At 68.1% G+C, this 15586-nt stretch carries 15 protein-coding genes; 3 read left to right on the plus strand and 12 right to left on the minus strand.

What is annotated here, in order from left to right; genetic code table 11:
• Positions 1-265: 265 nt before the first annotated feature.
• The 3 genes from AB0I35_RS06780 to AB0I35_RS06790 all read right to left on the minus strand — a co-directional run bounded on the left by AB0I35_RS06780 (position 266) and on the right by AB0I35_RS06790 (position 4320).
• A complete protein-coding gene (locus AB0I35_RS06780; protein ID WP_357394798.1) occupies positions 266-2539 on the minus strand; it encodes a polyribonucleotide nucleotidyltransferase in 2274 nt (757 codons plus the stop codon).
• A gap of 392 nt (positions 2540-2931) precedes the next feature.
• Complete coding sequence (gene rpsO, locus AB0I35_RS06785; protein ID WP_067492627.1) at positions 2932-3201, minus strand: 30S ribosomal protein S15; 270 nt, start codon at positions 3199-3201, stop codon at positions 2932-2934.
• A gap of 150 nt (positions 3202-3351) precedes the next feature.
• Complete coding sequence (locus AB0I35_RS06790) at positions 3352-4320, minus strand: bifunctional riboflavin kinase/FAD synthetase (protein WP_357394799.1); 969 nt, start codon at positions 4318-4320, stop codon at positions 3352-3354.
• Between the two features lie 89 nt (positions 4321-4409).
• On the opposite strand from AB0I35_RS06790, the gene AB0I35_RS06795 reads away from it, so the two are divergent.
• Positions 4410-5138: a metal-dependent transcriptional regulator gene (locus AB0I35_RS06795; RefSeq protein WP_357394800.1), complete on the plus strand. Its 729-nt coding sequence runs from the start codon at positions 4410-4412 to the stop codon at positions 5136-5138.
• Here AB0I35_RS06795 and AB0I35_RS06800 read toward each other — a convergent pair whose 3' ends face one another.
• Together AB0I35_RS06800 and AB0I35_RS06805 are read right to left on the minus strand one after the other, a co-directional pair.
• Complete coding sequence (locus AB0I35_RS06800) at positions 5139-5933, minus strand: hypothetical protein (RefSeq protein WP_357394801.1); 795 nt, start codon at positions 5931-5933, stop codon at positions 5139-5141.
• 169 nt (positions 5934-6102) lie between these two features.
• On the minus strand, positions 6103-6693 hold the full coding sequence (locus AB0I35_RS06805) for a TetR/AcrR family transcriptional regulator C-terminal ligand-binding domain-containing protein (RefSeq protein ID WP_357394802.1): 591 nt from the start codon (positions 6691-6693) through the stop codon (positions 6103-6105).
• An 81-nt stretch (positions 6694-6774) separates the two neighbouring features.
• Here AB0I35_RS06805 and AB0I35_RS06810 point away from each other — a divergent pair, with 81 nt between their 5' ends.
• Positions 6775-7197: a nitroreductase/quinone reductase family protein gene (locus AB0I35_RS06810; RefSeq protein WP_357394803.1), complete on the plus strand. Its 423-nt coding sequence runs from the start codon at positions 6775-6777 to the stop codon at positions 7195-7197.
• Positions 7198-7224: 27 nt separating this feature from the next.
• Here the strand turns inward: AB0I35_RS06810 and truB are convergent, their stop codons facing one another.
• From truB to AB0I35_RS06825, 3 genes are all read right to left on the minus strand, one after another.
• Entirely contained in the window at positions 7225-8151 is a 927-nt protein-coding gene (truB, locus tag AB0I35_RS06815) for a tRNA pseudouridine(55) synthase TruB (RefSeq protein WP_357394804.1), read from the minus strand.
• Positions 8151-8822 (minus strand): 4'-phosphopantetheinyl transferase Npt, encoded by a 672-nt coding sequence (gene npt / locus AB0I35_RS06820; protein ID WP_357394805.1) that lies wholly within the window; start codon positions 8820-8822, stop codon positions 8151-8153. Before npt ends, truB begins: the two co-directional genes overlap by 1 nt.
• A 158-nt stretch (positions 8823-8980) precedes the next feature.
• A complete protein-coding gene (locus AB0I35_RS06825) occupies positions 8981-9937 on the minus strand; it encodes a metallophosphoesterase (protein ID WP_357394806.1) in 957 nt (318 codons plus the stop codon).
• Positions 9938-10088: 151 nt separating this feature from the next.
• On the opposite strand from AB0I35_RS06825, the gene AB0I35_RS06830 reads away from it, so the two are divergent.
• Positions 10089-10979, plus strand: coding sequence for a TerD family protein (locus AB0I35_RS06830; protein WP_357394807.1), 891 nt, complete (start codon positions 10089-10091; stop codon positions 10977-10979).
• Positions 10980-11015: 36 nt separating this feature from the next.
• Here the strand turns inward: AB0I35_RS06830 and AB0I35_RS06835 are convergent, their stop codons facing one another.
• From AB0I35_RS06835 to rbfA, 4 genes are all read right to left on the minus strand, one after another.
• Positions 11016-12170, minus strand: a complete 1155-nt coding sequence (locus AB0I35_RS06835) for a lipase family protein (RefSeq protein WP_357394808.1) — start codon at positions 12168-12170, stop codon at positions 11016-11018.
• A gap of 122 nt (positions 12171-12292) precedes the next feature.
• On the minus strand, positions 12293-13636 hold the full coding sequence (locus AB0I35_RS06840) for an MATE family efflux transporter (RefSeq protein ID WP_357394809.1): 1344 nt from the start codon (positions 13634-13636) through the stop codon (positions 12293-12295).
• A gap of 480 nt (positions 13637-14116) precedes the next feature.
• Positions 14117-15115 (minus strand): bifunctional oligoribonuclease/PAP phosphatase NrnA, encoded by a 999-nt coding sequence (locus AB0I35_RS06845; protein WP_357394810.1) that lies wholly within the window; start codon positions 15113-15115, stop codon positions 14117-14119.
• A 9-nt stretch (positions 15116-15124) separates the two neighbouring features.
• Complete coding sequence (rbfA, locus tag AB0I35_RS06850; RefSeq protein ID WP_357394811.1) at positions 15125-15571, minus strand: 30S ribosome-binding factor RbfA; 447 nt, start codon at positions 15569-15571, stop codon at positions 15125-15127.
• Positions 15572-15586 lie beyond the last annotated feature (15 nt).

The following is a 15586-nucleotide window of genomic DNA, read 5'->3' on the forward strand; positions in this document are numbered from 1 at the left end:
CGTCAAAATCTCGTACTCGGGAGTAATTCGCCGGAACGCGACGGCGCCGGGCAACCTGGCCGCACACGCCGAACCGGCAGCCGACCGCCCGGTTCATCCACGGGCTACGTCACTGCCGTCGCCACAGATTCGTACTGTGTCAGGACACACTAGGCGAGCCAACGTTGCATCACCGTTGCATTCGAGTGATGCACGCCACTACACCCCGAACACGACGAAGCCCCCCGCCATCGTGCTCGGCGGGGGGCTTACGCGGTGGGTGGGGTTACTCGGCGGCGGAGTCCTCGGTGTCGGCCGACTCGGCGGGCGCGGCGGCCTCGTCCTCGACCGGAACCAGCGAGATCTTGCCGCGGTTGTCGATATCGGCGATCTCCACGCGCAGCTTGTCGCCGACGTTGACCACGTCCTCGACCTTGGCCACGCGCTTGCCGTTGCCCAGCTTGGAGATGTGCACCAGACCGTCGCGGCCCGGCAGCAGCGAGACGAACGCGCCGAAGGCGGTGGTCTTGACGACCGTGCCGAGGAAGCGCTCGCCCACCTTGGGCAGCTGCGGGTTGGCGATGGCGTTGATCATGTCGATCGCGGCCTGGGCCGACGGCCCGTCGGTCGCACCGACGAACACGGTGCCGTCATCCTCGATGGAGATGTTGGCGCCGGTTTCCTCGGTGATCTGGTTGATCATCTTGCCCTTGGGGCCGATGACCTCACCGATCTTGTCGACCGGGATCTTGATCGCGGTGACGCGCGGGGCGTACGGGCTCATCTCGTCCGGGGTGGCGATGGCCTCGGCCATCACGTCCAGGATGGTGGTGCGGGCGTCGTGCGCCTGGTTCAGCGCACCGGCCAGCACCTGCGAGGGGATGCCGTCGAGCTTGGTGTCGAGCTGCAGGGCGGTGACGAAGTCACGGGTACCGGCGACCTTGAAGTCCATGTCGCCGAAGGCATCCTCGGCGCCGAGGATGTCGGTGAGGGCCACGTAGCGGACCTCCTCGACTCCCTGGTCGTTGGTGACGGTGTCCGACACCAGGCCCATGGCGATACCCGCGACCGGCGCCTTCAGCGGCACACCGGCGTTGAGCAGCGACAGGGTCGAGGCGCACACCGAACCCATCGAGGTGGAGCCGTTGGAACCCAGCGCCTCCGAGACCTGACGGATGGCGTAGGGGAACTCCTCCTGCGAGGGCAGCACCGGCATCAGCGCGCGCTCGGCCAGGGCGCCGTGGCCGATCTCGCGACGCTTCGGCGAACCGACGCGACCGGTCTCGCCGGTGGAGAACGGCGGGAAGTTGTAGTGGTGCATGTAGCGCTTGGAGGTCTCCGGGCCGAGCGAGTCGACCTGCTGAGCCATCTTCACCATGTCGAGGGTGGTGACGCCCATGATCTGGGTCTCGCCACGCTCGAACAGCGCCGAACCGTGGGCGCGGGGGATCACGTCGACCTCGGCGGACAGCTCACGGATGTCGGCGAGGCCGCGACCGTCGATGCGGAAACCGTCGGTCAGGATGCGCTGGCGGACCAGCTTCTTGGTGACCGAGCGGAACGCGGCACCCAGCTCCTTCTCGCGACCGGCGAAGTCCTCACCGAGACGCGACAGCACCTCGACCTTGATCTCATCGATCTTGGCTTCGCGGGCCTGCTTGTCGGCGATGCTCAGCGCCTGATTCAGCTCGACCTTCGAGGTGCCCTCGACGGCCTCGAACACATCGGGGCCGTACGGCGGGAAGAGCGGGAACTCCTGGGTGGGCTTGGCGGCCAGCGCGGCCAGGTCGGCCTGGGCGCGGACCAGGCGCGCGATGAACGGCTTGGCGGCTTCCAGGCCCTCGGCGACCACGGCCTCGGTCGGTGCCTGCGCACCGTCTTCGATCAGCGCGATCACCTTGTCGGTGGCCTCGGCCTCGACCATCATGATGGCGACGTCACCGGTCTCGGTGACACGGCCCGCGACGACCATGTCGAACACCGCACCCTCGAGCTGCTCGACGGTCGGGAACGCCACCCACTGGCCGCTGATCAGGGCCACGCGCACGCCACCGATCGGACCCGAGAACGGGATGCCCGACAGCTGGGTGGACGCCGAGGCGCCGTTGATGGCCAGCACGTCGTAGAGATCCTGGGGGTCCAGGCTCAGCACGGTGACCACGACCTGGATCTCGTTGCGCAGACCGTCGATGAAGGTCGGGCGCAGCGGACGGTCGATCAGTCGGCAGGTCAGGATCGCGTCGGTGGAGGGACGGCCCTCGCGACGGAAGAACGAGCCGGGGATGCGGCCCGCGGCGTACATGCGCTCTTCGACGTCGACCGTCAGCGGGAAGAAGTCGAACTGGTCCTTGGGGTGCTTACCGGCGGTGGTCGCCGACAGCAGCATGGTCTCGTCGTCCAGGTAGGCGACGACGGAGCCGGCGGCCTGCTTGGCCAGACGGCCGGTTTCGAAGCGGATGGTGCGGGTGCCGAAGCTACCGTTGTCGATCAGCGCGACCGATTCGAAAACACCGGGTTCTACCTCGACCGCAGTCGATGCACGTTCAGTTGTCTGCGTCATATTTCTCTCTCGACCTCTCGTCTCGCCGATTCGCGCGGCCGATGCCAGGCGTACTCGCCTGATGGGCGCGAACCAGCTTTTCGTCAGCCGTACCGGACACGGACACGCGACAACCCTCCTGGCTGTCACGCGCAGCACCCGGCCGTATCCCCTTGGAAGCGGCGACGCGGTGGCGGTCATCGATCGAAGCCCGACGGCGGTAGAACATCGCCTGCCGAAAGGCCACTACCGAAGACCGACGCCACGTGGACGGATGCACACGGCTGTCACATGTTGTAGTGCACCCGGAAACCCCATGGTCTCCGAATACACGAATAGCCAACAGAAAGAAGTGTACTTCTTCCTGTTGGCTACTCGCCGACCGCCTCAGCGTGGAGGCGTGTCGTAGCAGATCAGCGGCGCAGGCCGAGACGCTCGATGAGCGAACGGTAGCGGTTGATGTCCTTGGCCTGCAGGTACTTCGACAGGCGGCGACGACGACCGATCAGGGCCAGCAGGCCGTGGCGGGTGTGGTGATCGTGCTTGTGCTGCTTGAGGTGCTCGGTCAGGTCCGAGATCCGCTTCGACAGCAGCGCGATCTGCGCCTCCGGCGAACCGGTGTCCTTCTCGTGCAGGCCGTACTCGGCCAGGATGGCCGACTTCTGCTCAGTGGTCAGCGCCATGTGGCTCGACTCCTATTTTTCAGTTCCGCGCTCGAATGTCCGGTCACCCGGGATGGGCGCCACCGCGGACCGCAGCAAACCCGAGGAGCCAGTTTACTTGACCCGTTGTACCACCTTGACTCCGGGCTGACTCAACCCGACAAACGATCGTCAGGCCTCGACAGCGGTGAGGACCTTGCGGGCATTCTCGACGTCGCGGCCCATGGCCTCGACCAGCTCGTCGATGGACTCGAATTTACGCATTCCGCGCAGCTGTTCGACGAAGTCGACCGCCACGTGCTGGCCGTACAGATCGGCCTCACCGTCGAGGACATAGGCCTCGACCGTGCGCGAGCGTCCGGAGAAGGTGGGGTTGGTGCCCACCGAGATCGCCGCCATCGCCCGCTCGCCCGCCTCGACCGTGCCGATCGTCGGACCGGCGCCGAGCACGGTGAACCAGCCCGCGTACACCCCGTCGGCGGGGATCGCGGCGTGCATCGGCGGGGCGACGTTGGCGGTCGGGAAACCGAGTCCACGTCCACGACCGTCGCCGTGCACGACCACGCCCTCCACGCGGTGCGGGCGGCCGAGCGCCTCGGCGGCCGCGGCCATGTCGCCCGCGTCGACGCAGGCGCGGATGTAGGTGGAGGAGAAGGTGACGGCATGCTCACCGAGCAGGGTCACCCCGTCGACCTCGAAACCGAAACGCGCACCGAGCTCACGCATGGTGTCGACGGTGCCCGCGGCCTTCTTGCCGAAGGTGAAGTTGTCGCCGACCACGACCTCGGTGACGTGCAACCGCTCCACGAGCAGGTCGTGCACGTAACCGGCGGGGGTGAGCTTCATGAATTCCTGGGTGAACGGCATCACGCAGAACACGTCGATGCCGAGTTCCTCGGCCAGTTCGGCCCGCCGGGTGAGGGTGGTGAGCTGGGCCGGATGCGAACCGGGGCGCACCACTTCCATCGGGTGCGGGTCGAACGTCATCAGGACCGCGGGCACGCCACGCTTTTTCGCCGCGGCCACCGCACGGCTGATGAGCTGCGCGTGTCCACGATGTACCCCGTCGAACACGCCGATCGTGAGGACGCAACGTCCCCAGTCCGCGGGCACGTCGTCGAGACTTCGCCATCTCTGCACAGAGCGAAGCCTACGCAAAGCGGTGCGCGAACAGAATTCCGGTGTGATGCGATCGTGGCCGGTTCGCCGATGTGTGATTCGGGCCAGGGATGCCTAACATTGACAACGTGCCAGGTAAACGAGAGGCCGGACTCGAGGTCACCGCTACGCTCGCGCCCGAGCTGTCGGCGGTGGCACAGGACTATCTGAAGGTCATCTGGACCGCGCAGGAGTGGTCGCAGGAGAAGGTGTCCACCAAGCTGCTCGCCGAGCGCATCGGCGTGTCGGCCTCGACCGTGTCGGAGGCGGTGCGCAAGCTCGCCGACCAGGGCCTGGTAGAGCACGCCCGCTACGGTGCGATCACGTTGACCGACCACGGCCGTCGTGCCGCCGTGGCCATGGTGCGCCGCCACCGCCTCATCGAGACCTTCCTGGTGAACGAACTCGGCTACGGCTGGGACGAAGTGCACGACGAGGCCGAGGTCCTCGAGCACGCGGTGTCGGAACTGCTGGTCTCCCGGATCGACGCGAAACTCGGCCATCCCGACCGTGATCCGCACGGCGACCCCATCCCCTCGGTCGACGGCGCCGTCCCCACACCTCCGGCCCGCCGTCTCAGCGACTTCGCCGCGGGCGAATCCGGCCGCGTCGCCCGCATCTCCGACTCCGACCCCGAGATGCTGCGCTATTTCGACTCCGTCGGCATCGCCCTCGACACCCCCATCGAGGTAGCCGAACGCCGCGACTTCGCCGGTACCATCGCCGTCCGCATCGCCACCGCCGCCTCCCCCACCGAACTGGGAACCCTTGCGGCCGAGGCCATCTGGCTGACCGCCTGATCAGCAGGTGAAGTAGGGGCGGAGGCGGGCGGGGACGCCGTCGGATTCGGCGGTGCTCCAGCAGGTTTCGTTGGGGAACAGGACGTAGGTGGTCCAGGTGCCGTCGACGCGGCGGATGATGCGCTGGTTGTCGCCGGGGGTGGCGAAGCGGATGACGGCCCAGGTTCCGTCGCAGTCGATGACGGCGGCGTTGTCGAGCATGCCGAGGTCGGCGGAGATGCCGTCGGGGTGGCAGGAGCCCGCGGTGTCCTGGAAGCGCAGCAGGCCCTCGACAGTTGATCCGGCAGTCGTGAGGAAGGCCGAATGCATGCCCTCCGGAACAGGATTCGTCCCGGCGGGGGCGGTCATGCCGAAGTAGTAGCAGCCCACCGGCACGGTGAAGACGGCGCGGCCGTCGCCGTCGGTCACGGCATCGAGCCGCTGGGTCTCACTCGTCTCCCCCACCGGAATGTCGTGGCCCGCCGGATCACACGGTTCCTGACGTGAAAGATGTACCGGCACATCAGGAACCGCGACACCCGACACGGTTTCGGTGCGCAGCACGATGGTTCCCGTCGCCGGTGTCGGCGGCGGACTCGGCCGAGCAGCGGTGGTACGCGTGGCGGACATCCCCGTCGTCGCCTCGATCGGCCGCACGGTGATCGCCGCATCGGGCGGCGTCGCCACCGGAGGCTGAGCCAGAGTGGACGGCACGCGCGAAGAGTTCACCACCCGAGGCTCGTCGGACGCACATCCGGCAAGCAGGACCACCGCCCCGGCGACAACGCCGATCCAGGCTTTCCGTACCGCACCCATGGTCCACCTCTACGACGCCGTCGGCTATATACCGAGGCTATCGAGCGAGGTCGTCGACCCGTTAGTCCTCGTCCAGAGGCCATGACACAGCCGAAATCAGTCACCGAGGCCCTGAGGCGCAAGACTATGAACCAGTCAGGGCGCCGAACGACCGTGCGATCCCGCACAACTAATCAGCGGCGCATGCGGCCAAGGTGGCAGCGAGCTGGGCTGCCAATTCAGCCGTCAGCGGCGCGCGGCGCACACCCAACCGGTACCAGAGCACTCCGAATGCCTGATCGATCAGCAGCTCCGTATCGGTGCCGTCGGCGAGTTCGCGGCGAACGCGGGCAAGATCGAAGATGCGGCGCAGGGCGGCGCGCCGGGTCTCGGCGAAGCCCGCGAGCAGCCGGGCCGTCTCCGGATCACGTTGTGCGTCGGCAAGAATCGCGCACAGCAGATGGTGAGCGGGCGGCGTCGACGCGGCGAGGAAGGTGGCTCGCAGAAACGTGTCGAGGTCCTCCAGCAGGGTTTCGCCGGACGGTTCGGGAACTTCGGCGCCCGCCCACGCGGTGAGCGCGTCGAGCAGCAGCACCCCGCGAGAAGGCCACCAACGGTAGATCGTCTGCTTGCCGACACCCGCCGCGGCGGCGATCTCGGTCATGGTGATGTCGGTGCCGTCGGCGGCCGCCAGCAGAGCAGGCACGGCATCCAGAATCGCCTGCCTCGCCGCGTCATTGCGCTTGCGACCGGTGTGCACGCGACACGGTTTCGAGACCACATCGAGGATTCTACCGTTGACGGAACGCGCAGTCTCGACAACACTATTGTCTAGACATTCCGTCTCGACAAAGTAGGCAACATGACGTATCCGCAGGTCAAGCGCCACATCGTCACATGGGTTCACCGCTATCTCGCCAACCCGTTAGCGAAACCACTGGTCGGCCGCATTCCGGGCAACGCACTACTGGAGACAACCGGCCGTCGCTCAGGACTGGCCAGGCGCACGCCGATCGGTGGACGTCTCGTCGGCTCGACGTTCTGGATGGTCAGCGATCATGGACGCGCCTCGGCCTACGTCCGCAATATCGATGCCGACCCCCGTGTGCGCCTCCAACTACGTTCCCGCTGGTACGCGGGGACAGCTCGACTGCTCCCCGACGACGACGCGCGAGCCCGGCTGCGGAAGTTGCCCCGGGTCAACAGTGCGATGGTTCGCCTGCTCGGTACGAATCTGCTCACCATCCGGATCGACCTGGACTCCACCGGCGAGCCCGATCGCTGATCACCCATCGGCGGCGACAGCGCCGAATCAGTCGCCGATGCCCTGGGGGCGGACGACCATGACCGAGGCGGCGCGTTTGCCGCTCTCCTCGAGGAGGGCGATGGCCCGGCCGGTGGGGTCGATGGCCGCGTAAACGCCCTTGATGCCGACGGGGTCGAGCCAGCGGCCGTTGCGCAGGTCGTTGGCCTGGGCTTCGTCGATGTCGCGGTGCGGGAAGGCGGTGCGGACGGCGGTGTCGATATCGAGGCTGAGCAGCGGTTGCTCGGCTTCGGCCGCGGCGGCCAGTTCGTCGAGGGTGCGGGCGTGTTCGAGGGTGAAGGGGCCGACCCTGGTGCGGCGCAACGCGGTGAGGTGGCCGCCGACGCCGAGGGCGGCGCCGAGGTCGCGGGCGAGGGCGCGGATATAGGTACCCGAGGAGCAGTCGACCTCCACATCGAGGTCGACGAAGTCGCCGGCTTCGCGGCGGGCGAGGACGTCGAAGCGGGAGACGGTCACCGGGCGGGCGGCCAATTGCACGTCCTCGCCCGCACGGGCGCGGGCGTAGGCGCGTTCGCCGTCGATCTTGATGGCGCTGACGGTCGCAGGGACCTGCTGGATGTCGCCGGTGAGCGCGGCGATCCCCGCGGCGATGTCGGCGTCGGTGACGTGCAGTGCGGGCGTCGTCGCGACCACCTCGCCTTCGGCGTCGTCGGTGATCGTCGACTGACCGAGGCGGATCGTCGCCGTGTACGCCTTGGAGGTGAGGATCAGCTGACCGAGCAGTTTCGTCGCCCGCTCGACGCCGAGCACAAGCACCCCGGTCGCCATCGGGTCGAGAGTGCCCGCATGGCCGACCTTCTTGGTGCGCAGCAGTTTCCGGCTGCGCGCCACCACGTCGTGACTGGTCCAACCGCCGTCCTTGTCCACGATCACCAATCCGCCGAGCGGGTCGACGGCCGGAGTACGCGCCGCCATCAGCCGTGCGCGATCGCGGTCAGGATCAGCCCGTCGGCGATCATCCAGCGTCCGTCGAACGTGGTGAGCGGGATTCCACCGTCGGTGGTGAGACCGGGGACGAGCAGCTTGGTGTGGAACGTCCCGGTGGCGGCATCGGCTGTGCGGGAATCGATCTCGAAGGTGATGTGGGCGTCCTCGAAACCGAGCCAGCGCAGGGTCAGCGGGAACCAGGCCTTGTAGGTCGCCTCCTTGGCGCAGAACAGCAGCCGGTCCAGGTGCAGCCCGTCATCGGGTGTGCCCGCTAGCCACTCGCGTTCGGCGGGCAGGCTCACCGAGTCGAGCACCCCCTCGGGCAGCGGGCCGTGCGGCTCGGCGTCGATACCGACCGAGCGGAACCGCAGCGCATGCGCCAGCGCGGCGGCACGGTACCCGTCGCAATGGGTGAGGCTGCCGACGACACCGCGCGGGAACAGCGGCATACCGCGCTCACCCTTGCCGATCGCCACCGGCGGCTCACCGAGTTCCTCGAGCGCCACTCGTGCGCAGTGCCGAGCACCGATGAAATCGCGACGGCGCTTTTCCACCGACTTCGCGATGAGGTGCTCTTCGGCGGGATGCGCCTTCAGGTCCTCCGGATACGCCAGCAGTTCCGAGGTAGCAACCCCCGACGGCAACAGTTTCTCAAGCACGCCCGCCTCCCCGAGTCTCACGGCCGGACCGGGGTGGTCGACCGGCAGGTTCGGCGGCTGGCGGGACGGAAGCGGCGAGTGCGCCCGTACCCGATGAGTTACCCATGTGCATCACCAAATCAGTGGCGGACCTTCTACGCAAATCCGAACTCCCCGGTTCAGATGCCCCGACGGCGGTCGGCCTTCGCGCGCATCTCCTCCGCCGCCGCTTCCATTTCCGGGGTGACCGTGAAGTGACCGCCCCACGCATTGAGGTCGCCCTCGGCGTACACCGGTTCGGGCAGGATCTGACGAAGCAGCGGGTCGGGCATGCCACGGCGTTTCCATTCGCGCGGGTAGCCGAGGGAAACCTCTTCGAAGCGGACGCCGTCGTAATGGGTGGTGCGGGGGATGTGGAGGTGGCCGTACACCGAGCAGACCACGTTGTAGCTGGTGTGCCAGTCGGCGGTGAGGTCGGTGCCGCACCACAGCGAGAACTCGGGGTAGAAGAGGATGTCGGTGGGCTGACGGACCAGGGGGAAGTGGTTGATCATCACCAGCGGGGTCTCCGGCGCCAAGGCGTCGAGGCGGCGCTGGGTGTACTGCACGCGCGCGTGGCACCAGGCATCGCGGGTGAGGTACGGGTCCGGGTGGAGCAGGAATTCGTCGGTGGCGACCACGTTGCGTTCCCGTGCCACCGCGAGCGCCTCGGCCTTGGTACTGGTTCCGGCGGGCCGCCACGAGTAGTCGTAGAGCAGGAACATCGGAGCGAGCGTGACGCTGCCGCCGAACTTCTCCGCACCCGGCCCGTTCCACACCGGGAACGGATCCTCCGGGGTGAGGACGTCGAGATCGCGGCACATCGCCACCAGGTAGTCGTAGCGGGCGGCGCCGTGCATCTGCACCGGGTCCTTGGGCGTGGTCCACAGTTCGTGGTTGCCCGGCACCCAGATCACCTTGGCGAAGCGGGCGCGCAGCAACTCGAGCGCCCACCGCACCTCTTCGGCCTTCTCCCCCACGTCACCGGCGACGATCAACCAGTCCTCCGGCGAGTCGGGCCGGATCTGCTCGACGATCGGCTTGTTGCCCTGGTGCCCCACGTGCACATCGCTGACCGCCCACAACTTCGGATTCACCTGTCCACAGTGACACATCGGCCCTCGACCGGCCCATCCCCATCGGTCACCGGCGTCCGGGTTCTCCGGAACACAGCCTGCCGACGCCGCGCGCAGCGGTTAGGCTTTTCGCACATGGCGTTGTGCCACAAGAGCTTCGGGGGATCTGGTGTTGTTGGCAAAAGGGGGCAACTGTGTGCTGTCCGGCGGGCGTGTCGAGGTTCGGGTCGGTGTGGTCGACGGCCCGCCGCCGCGCGTGCTTGCGGTAGGTCTCGACGCCAACGGTCGCCTCCGCGACGGCCGCGACCTGGTGGTTCCCGGCGCGGACCCGTCTGCTGACGGGGCCGTCGAAGTCACCGAGGGTTCGGTGCGAATCGACCCTGCCCTGGTCGACGCCGGTATCGCGCGGGTCGTCGTGGCCGCGGCCACGGGCAGGCAAGGATTCGCGGGCACCGAGGTGCGCAGCATCGTGCGCGGCGACGGCGCGGAGTTCGTCGCCGTGAGCAGCGGCTTCACGGCCGAGACACTGGTCAGGACGGTGGAGCTCTACCGTCATCAGGGTCGGTGGAAACTTCGCCACCTCGGTGACGGCTACGCAGACGGGATCACCGGTCTCGCGCGGGACATCGGACTCGAGCTGCCGCCGGCGCCCCGCGCTGAGCCGTTGACGCCCGCACCGCAGGCCGAGCCGACGCCACCGAGACCGCACGCCGAGCCGATGCCACCGATGCCGCCTGTCCCGGTCGCGCGTGCATCGGCCACCGCCGAGAGGTCGACTCCGGCGATGCGGGTGATGGGTTTCGTCATCGGTATCGCGATCATGGTGTTCTTCGGCGGTATCGCCTTCATGGGTCTGAGCGAGGACGATTCCGGCGTGCGATGCGGCACCGAGATCATGGACGCCGACGACATCTGCGTCACCAACAACTCGGCCCGCCACAACCGTGACGAACAGGAGGACATCAACGAGCGAGGCGACATAGTCGGCTTCCTCTGCCTGGTCCCGCTCGCACTGGTCGGCGGCGCCATCGCCGTGGGCTCACTGATGAAAGACCCCGACTAGCTCTCGCGGCCCGCCGGTTCACCCGGCGGGACCGGGTCAGGCCAGTAATTCGTCGACGAAGTCGAGCACCCGGTCGCGCGATTCCACGACGATCTCCTCGTGGCCGCCCGGGTACTGGGCGAACTCCACGACGGTACCCGCCGCCCGCATGCGCGACAGCAGTGCGAGGGTCATCGGTAGCGGGACGACCATGTCGGTGGCGCCGTGCGCGATGAGGATCGGCTGCCGGTAGCCGACGGTCGGCACCACCATGTAGTCGCGCAGGGCCGCGCCGATGCCGCCCTCGGTGATCGGCCGGGCCAGCAGCGATCCGAGTGAGGCACCGCCCGCCGCGCGATCGAATTCGCGCACACAGCTGGTCGAGATCGCGTCGACCACTTGGCGGCCGCGCGCGCTCAGTGCGGCGTTCACGTCGAGGTCGGGGCGGGCGGCGCGCAGTCCGGCGAGCATGCCCGCGAACGGGCCGACCAGCCGGTCGACGATCGGAAGGTTCGGGACATTCGAGTCGAGCCGGGACAGGATCTCCTCGAAATGGGATTCCGGTGCCAGGGCGACGGTGCCCCGGAAGTCGAGTTCGGGGGCGTAGTCGGTGGCGAGGTTGCCGGTGGCCAGTGCGGCGTGTCCGCCCTGGGAGCCGCCGACCACGGCCCAGCTGCGCGACAGTGCGGGTTCGGCAGCCTGCGCGGCACGCACCAGGTCGATGGTCGCGGTCGCCTCGGTGCGGGTGTGCAGGTAGGGGTGCACGGTGTCGGCGCCGGCCGACAGTCCGAGGTAGTCGGGGGCGACCACGGCCCAGCCACGGTCGAGGAACGACTGCAGCAGCGCATGTTCGTGAGCCGCCTTGGACGTGGTGAGCCCGCAGTGCGGCGCGAGGCCACTGGTGCCGTGGTCCCAGGCGACAACCGGATACCCGCCCTCCGGGGCGGGCCCATCCGGAAGCAGCAGCAGCCCTGCCGAATTCGTGGTTCCGCCGGTGACCGCCTCGGTGCTGTATTCGACGATCGAAGCCCGCGACCATTCGCCCCACCCGGCGGGCTGAGCGGTGTGCGACACCAGCCGACCCGGTGTCTCGGGTGCCGCCTGTGCCGACGCGGGCAGCCCGACGACCACCGCGACCAGTACGAAGACCACCGCGAGGATCACCCGCCCGGCCTTCGAAATCCACTCCTGCACTCCGGTTTCGCCTCCCATGTCTGCTCGAGTCGTCCACCCGACGGTAGGTCATCGGCGACGAACCGGCACTACCCGCATTTCCGCCGACCAACCCGAATTCGGGTCGAAACGCCCCGACCCAGCTCGACTGATCGGACGGGCTAGGCGGCTTCGCGTGGGAATTCGGCGCCGACCTTGGCCCAGCGTCCGGATCGGGCACGGGCGACGACCGCGAGGAGGCGGGCGAGCATGAAGACGACCAAGCCGGTCCAGATTCCCGCGACGCCCCAGTCGAAGACCAGGGACAACCAGATCAGGGGCAGGAATCCGCCGAGGGCCGCCGCCAGGGTGGCGGTGCGCAGGAAGGCCGCGTCGCCCGCACCGAGGAGTACACCGTCGAGACCGAAGACGACGCCCGCGACCGGGATCATGGCGACGAAGAACCACCAGATCACGTGGGTGCGGTCGAGCACTGCCGCGTCGTCGGTGAACAGCAACGGCAGGAACGGGGCACCGGCGGCGAAGATCGCGGCGAGGATCAGCGCGAACAGCCCCGACCAGGTGGTGACACGGCGGGCGATCCCCTTCGCGCCCGTCACGTCGCCCGCTCCCAGGGCGGCACCGACCAGGGTCTGGGCGGCGATGGCCAGCGAATCCAAGGTGAGCGCAAGGAAATTCCACAATTGCAGCACCAACTGATGGGCGGCGACCGAAGCGGCGCCGAACCTGGCGGCGACGGCGGCCGCGGAAACGAAACACACCTGGAAGGAAAGGCTGCGCACGATGAGGTCGCGGCCGAGGACCAGCTGGGCGCGCATCACCGACGGTAGCGGGCGCAATGAAACCCGTTCGCGCAGTAAGGCGTATGCGAACAAGGCGCCCGATACCGTTTGACCGACCAGGTTGGCGACGGCCGAACCGGCCAGCTCCATGCGTGGCGCCCCGAGTAGGCCGTAGACCAGGACCGGGCACAATACGGCCGAAAGAGCCAGGCCCGCAACCACATACATCAGTGGTCGGCGAACGTCCTGGACGCCGCGCAGCCATCCGTTGCCTGCCATCGACAGCAGGATCAGCGGCACTCCGAACAAGGCGATCCGCACCCAGGTGAGGGCCTCGTCGGCGATTTCGCCACCACCGGCGAGGACCGAACATAGCGGCGCGGCGAACAATTGGATCACCGCGACGATCAGCAGGCCGATACCCAGGCCGACCCAGCTGGCTTGCACGCCTTCTTCCACCGCACCCGCCCGGTCGCCCGAGCCGTGGCGGCGGGCTGCGCGGGCTGTGGTGCCGTAGGACAGGAAGGTGAGTTGGGTGCTCACCGAACCGAGGATGACGCCGCCTACCGCTAGGCCAGCCAGTGCCAGGGCGCCGAGGCGGCCTACGACGGCGATATCGAAGAGGAGGTAGAGAGGTTCTGCGACCAGTACGCCGAGGGTCGGTACCGCGATGCCCAGAATTCTGCGTGGGCCTGCTTGTTCGACTACGTCATTTTCGGACACTGACGACCTCCACCGACCCCTCGACACCCGACCTGGTGATGGTGGCACAGGGGTCCGACAGAGCTGTCATGGGTTGTTCGGTCGAATGATCTGGGGAAGCCTGCGGAGCTAGGGTCGTGCGGAACTGCCTCGGTGTTTTGTGCACCACAAAGGTATTGGGCTGTATTTTTGGAGCGCTGGCGCGCTCGAGCGCGGCCCCTGGAGGGCCGCGAGTTAGGAGCCGTTGCTCGCGCTGCGCGCATGCGCAACGGCTCCTAACTCGCGGCCGGGCCGCTACGCCGCTTCGCGGCGGTCCCTCCTCGAGGTCGGGACGGGCGGGGCTGGGAATGCGGTCATGACGGACTCGAGTGGCTCCACGCGGCTGGGAGCGCGGTAGGTGGCGGACTCGAGTGGCTCCGCGCGGCTGCGAGTGCGGTAGGTGGCGGACTCGAGTCACTCCACATGGGCTGGGAGTGCGGCAGGTGGGGCACCGAATGTCGGCTATTCGAGGGCCGTGAGCAGTGCCTGGACGACCTCGCCCGCATCTCCATAGGTTGTGTACCCGGCTGCGAAACGATGACCTCCACCGCCGAAACTCGCGGCGATCTCGGCTACGTCGATTCCGTCGCACCGGCCGGGGGCCGAGTCTCGGGAGCGTAGGGAGACGGTCCAGCGGTTGTTCTGGCCGCGTGCTTCCTTGAAGACGGCGGCGATGCCTGCCTCGGCGGTGGTTCGGATGACGTCGATGACGCTTTCGACTTCCTCGGGGCCCACGTCGTGGGTATCTGCCGCGCGGACCAGCGCGTACACCAAGCCCACGCCCGCGGTGCCGGGCACGACGACGGCCGAGGACAGCACCTTCGACAGCATGGGGAGCCAGGTGAAGGGGTGGGTGTCAAGCAAAGACCGGGTGATTTCGGAACCGTCGATGCCGGTGGCGAGCAGTCGCTCGGCCAACGCGTGACTGCCCGGCCTGGCCCAGCGGAACGAACCGGTGTCGGTGACCAGGCCCGCGAACAGGCAATGCGCGATGGCGGCGTCGATCGGCACGCCCCACGCGTCGAGCAGGCGGGTGACCAGCTCGGTGGTCGAGGCCGCCGTCTCGTCGATCAGATCCACCGTGCCGAAACCGTCGTTGGCGCGGTGATGGTCGATCACCAGAGTCGTTGCCGCACCGGATAATCGGTCGGCGAGCGCACCGAGGCGGCTGCGGGCACCGCAGTCGACGACCACCAGCAGGTCCACCTCGTGCGGAACCCGCGCGGGCGCGACGAGATGCTGCCCGCCGGGCAGGGTACGCAGCGAGGCGGGCAGTTCGGCCGGTTCGGCGAACGACACGCACACCGGCACGCCACGGCGGTCGAGAGCCAGCGCCAAGGCCAGCCCGCTGCCGACCGTGTCGGCATCGGGCTGCACATGGCACAGGACGGTCACCGAACGGGCGGCCGCCAGCAACGCGACGGCGGCGCCCAGCTCGGTCCCGTCCCGAACACTGGTCACGCGGGTGCCCTACTCGTCCTCGTCGTCGCGTTCGGGCTTGTACGGGTCGGCGTCACCGGCATGCTTGGCGTTGGCGGCCACCTTGGCCACCTCGTCGTCGATGGCGCGAGCCCTGGCCAGCAGCTCTTCCATCTCGCGCGCCGCGTCGGGCACCTTGTCCAGGCTGAACGACAGGATCGGGGTGAACTTCACGCCCGTCCCCGCGCCGACCTTGGACCGCAGTACCCCCTTGGCCGCGTCGAGACCTGCGGCGGCCGCCGGGTAATCGGGTTCGGCATCGAGCGTCTCGCCCATCACCGTGTAGTAAATCGTCGCCTCGCGCAGATCGCCGGTCACCTTGGCGTCGGTGACGGTGACGAACCGCAGCCGCGGATCCTTGATCTCATACTCGATCGCGGTGGCCACGATCGCGGAAATCCGCTTGGCGAGTCGGCGAGCCCTGGCTTGATCCACCATGGGGACACTCCTCTC

The organism is Nocardia sp. NPDC050378 (assembly GCF_040655675.1).
Taxonomy (GTDB): domain Bacteria; phylum Actinomycetota; class Actinomycetes; order Mycobacteriales; family Mycobacteriaceae; genus Nocardia; species Nocardia coubleae.

What these genes read in the sequence shown, in the direction of transcription:
- AB0I35_RS06780 (WP_357394798.1), bottom strand. Translation starts at nt 2,539, where the DNA reads ATGACGCAGACAACTGAACGTGCATCGACTGCGGTCGAGGTAGAACCC.
- rpsO (WP_067492627.1), bottom strand. Translation starts at nt 3,201, where the DNA reads ATGGCGCTGACCACTGAGCAGAAGTCGGCCATCCTGGCCGAGTACGGC.
- AB0I35_RS06795 (WP_357394800.1), top strand. Translation starts at nt 4,410, where the DNA reads ATGCCTAACATTGACAACGTGCCAGGTAAACGAGAGGCCGGACTCGAG.
- AB0I35_RS06800 (WP_357394801.1), bottom strand. Translation starts at nt 5,933, where the DNA reads ATGGGTGCGGTACGGAAAGCCTGGATCGGCGTTGTCGCCGGGGCGGTG.
- AB0I35_RS06810 (WP_357394803.1), top strand. Translation starts at nt 6,775, where the DNA reads ATGACGTATCCGCAGGTCAAGCGCCACATCGTCACATGGGTTCACCGC.
- truB (WP_357394804.1), bottom strand. Translation starts at nt 8,151, where the DNA reads ATGGCGGCGCGTACTCCGGCCGTCGACCCGCTCGGCGGATTGGTGATC.
- AB0I35_RS06835 (WP_357394808.1), bottom strand. Translation starts at nt 12,170, where the DNA reads ATGGGAGGCGAAACCGGAGTGCAGGAGTGGATTTCGAAGGCCGGGCGG.
- rbfA (WP_357394811.1), bottom strand. Translation starts at nt 15,571, where the DNA reads ATGGTGGATCAAGCCAGGGCTCGCCGACTCGCCAAGCGGATTTCCGCG.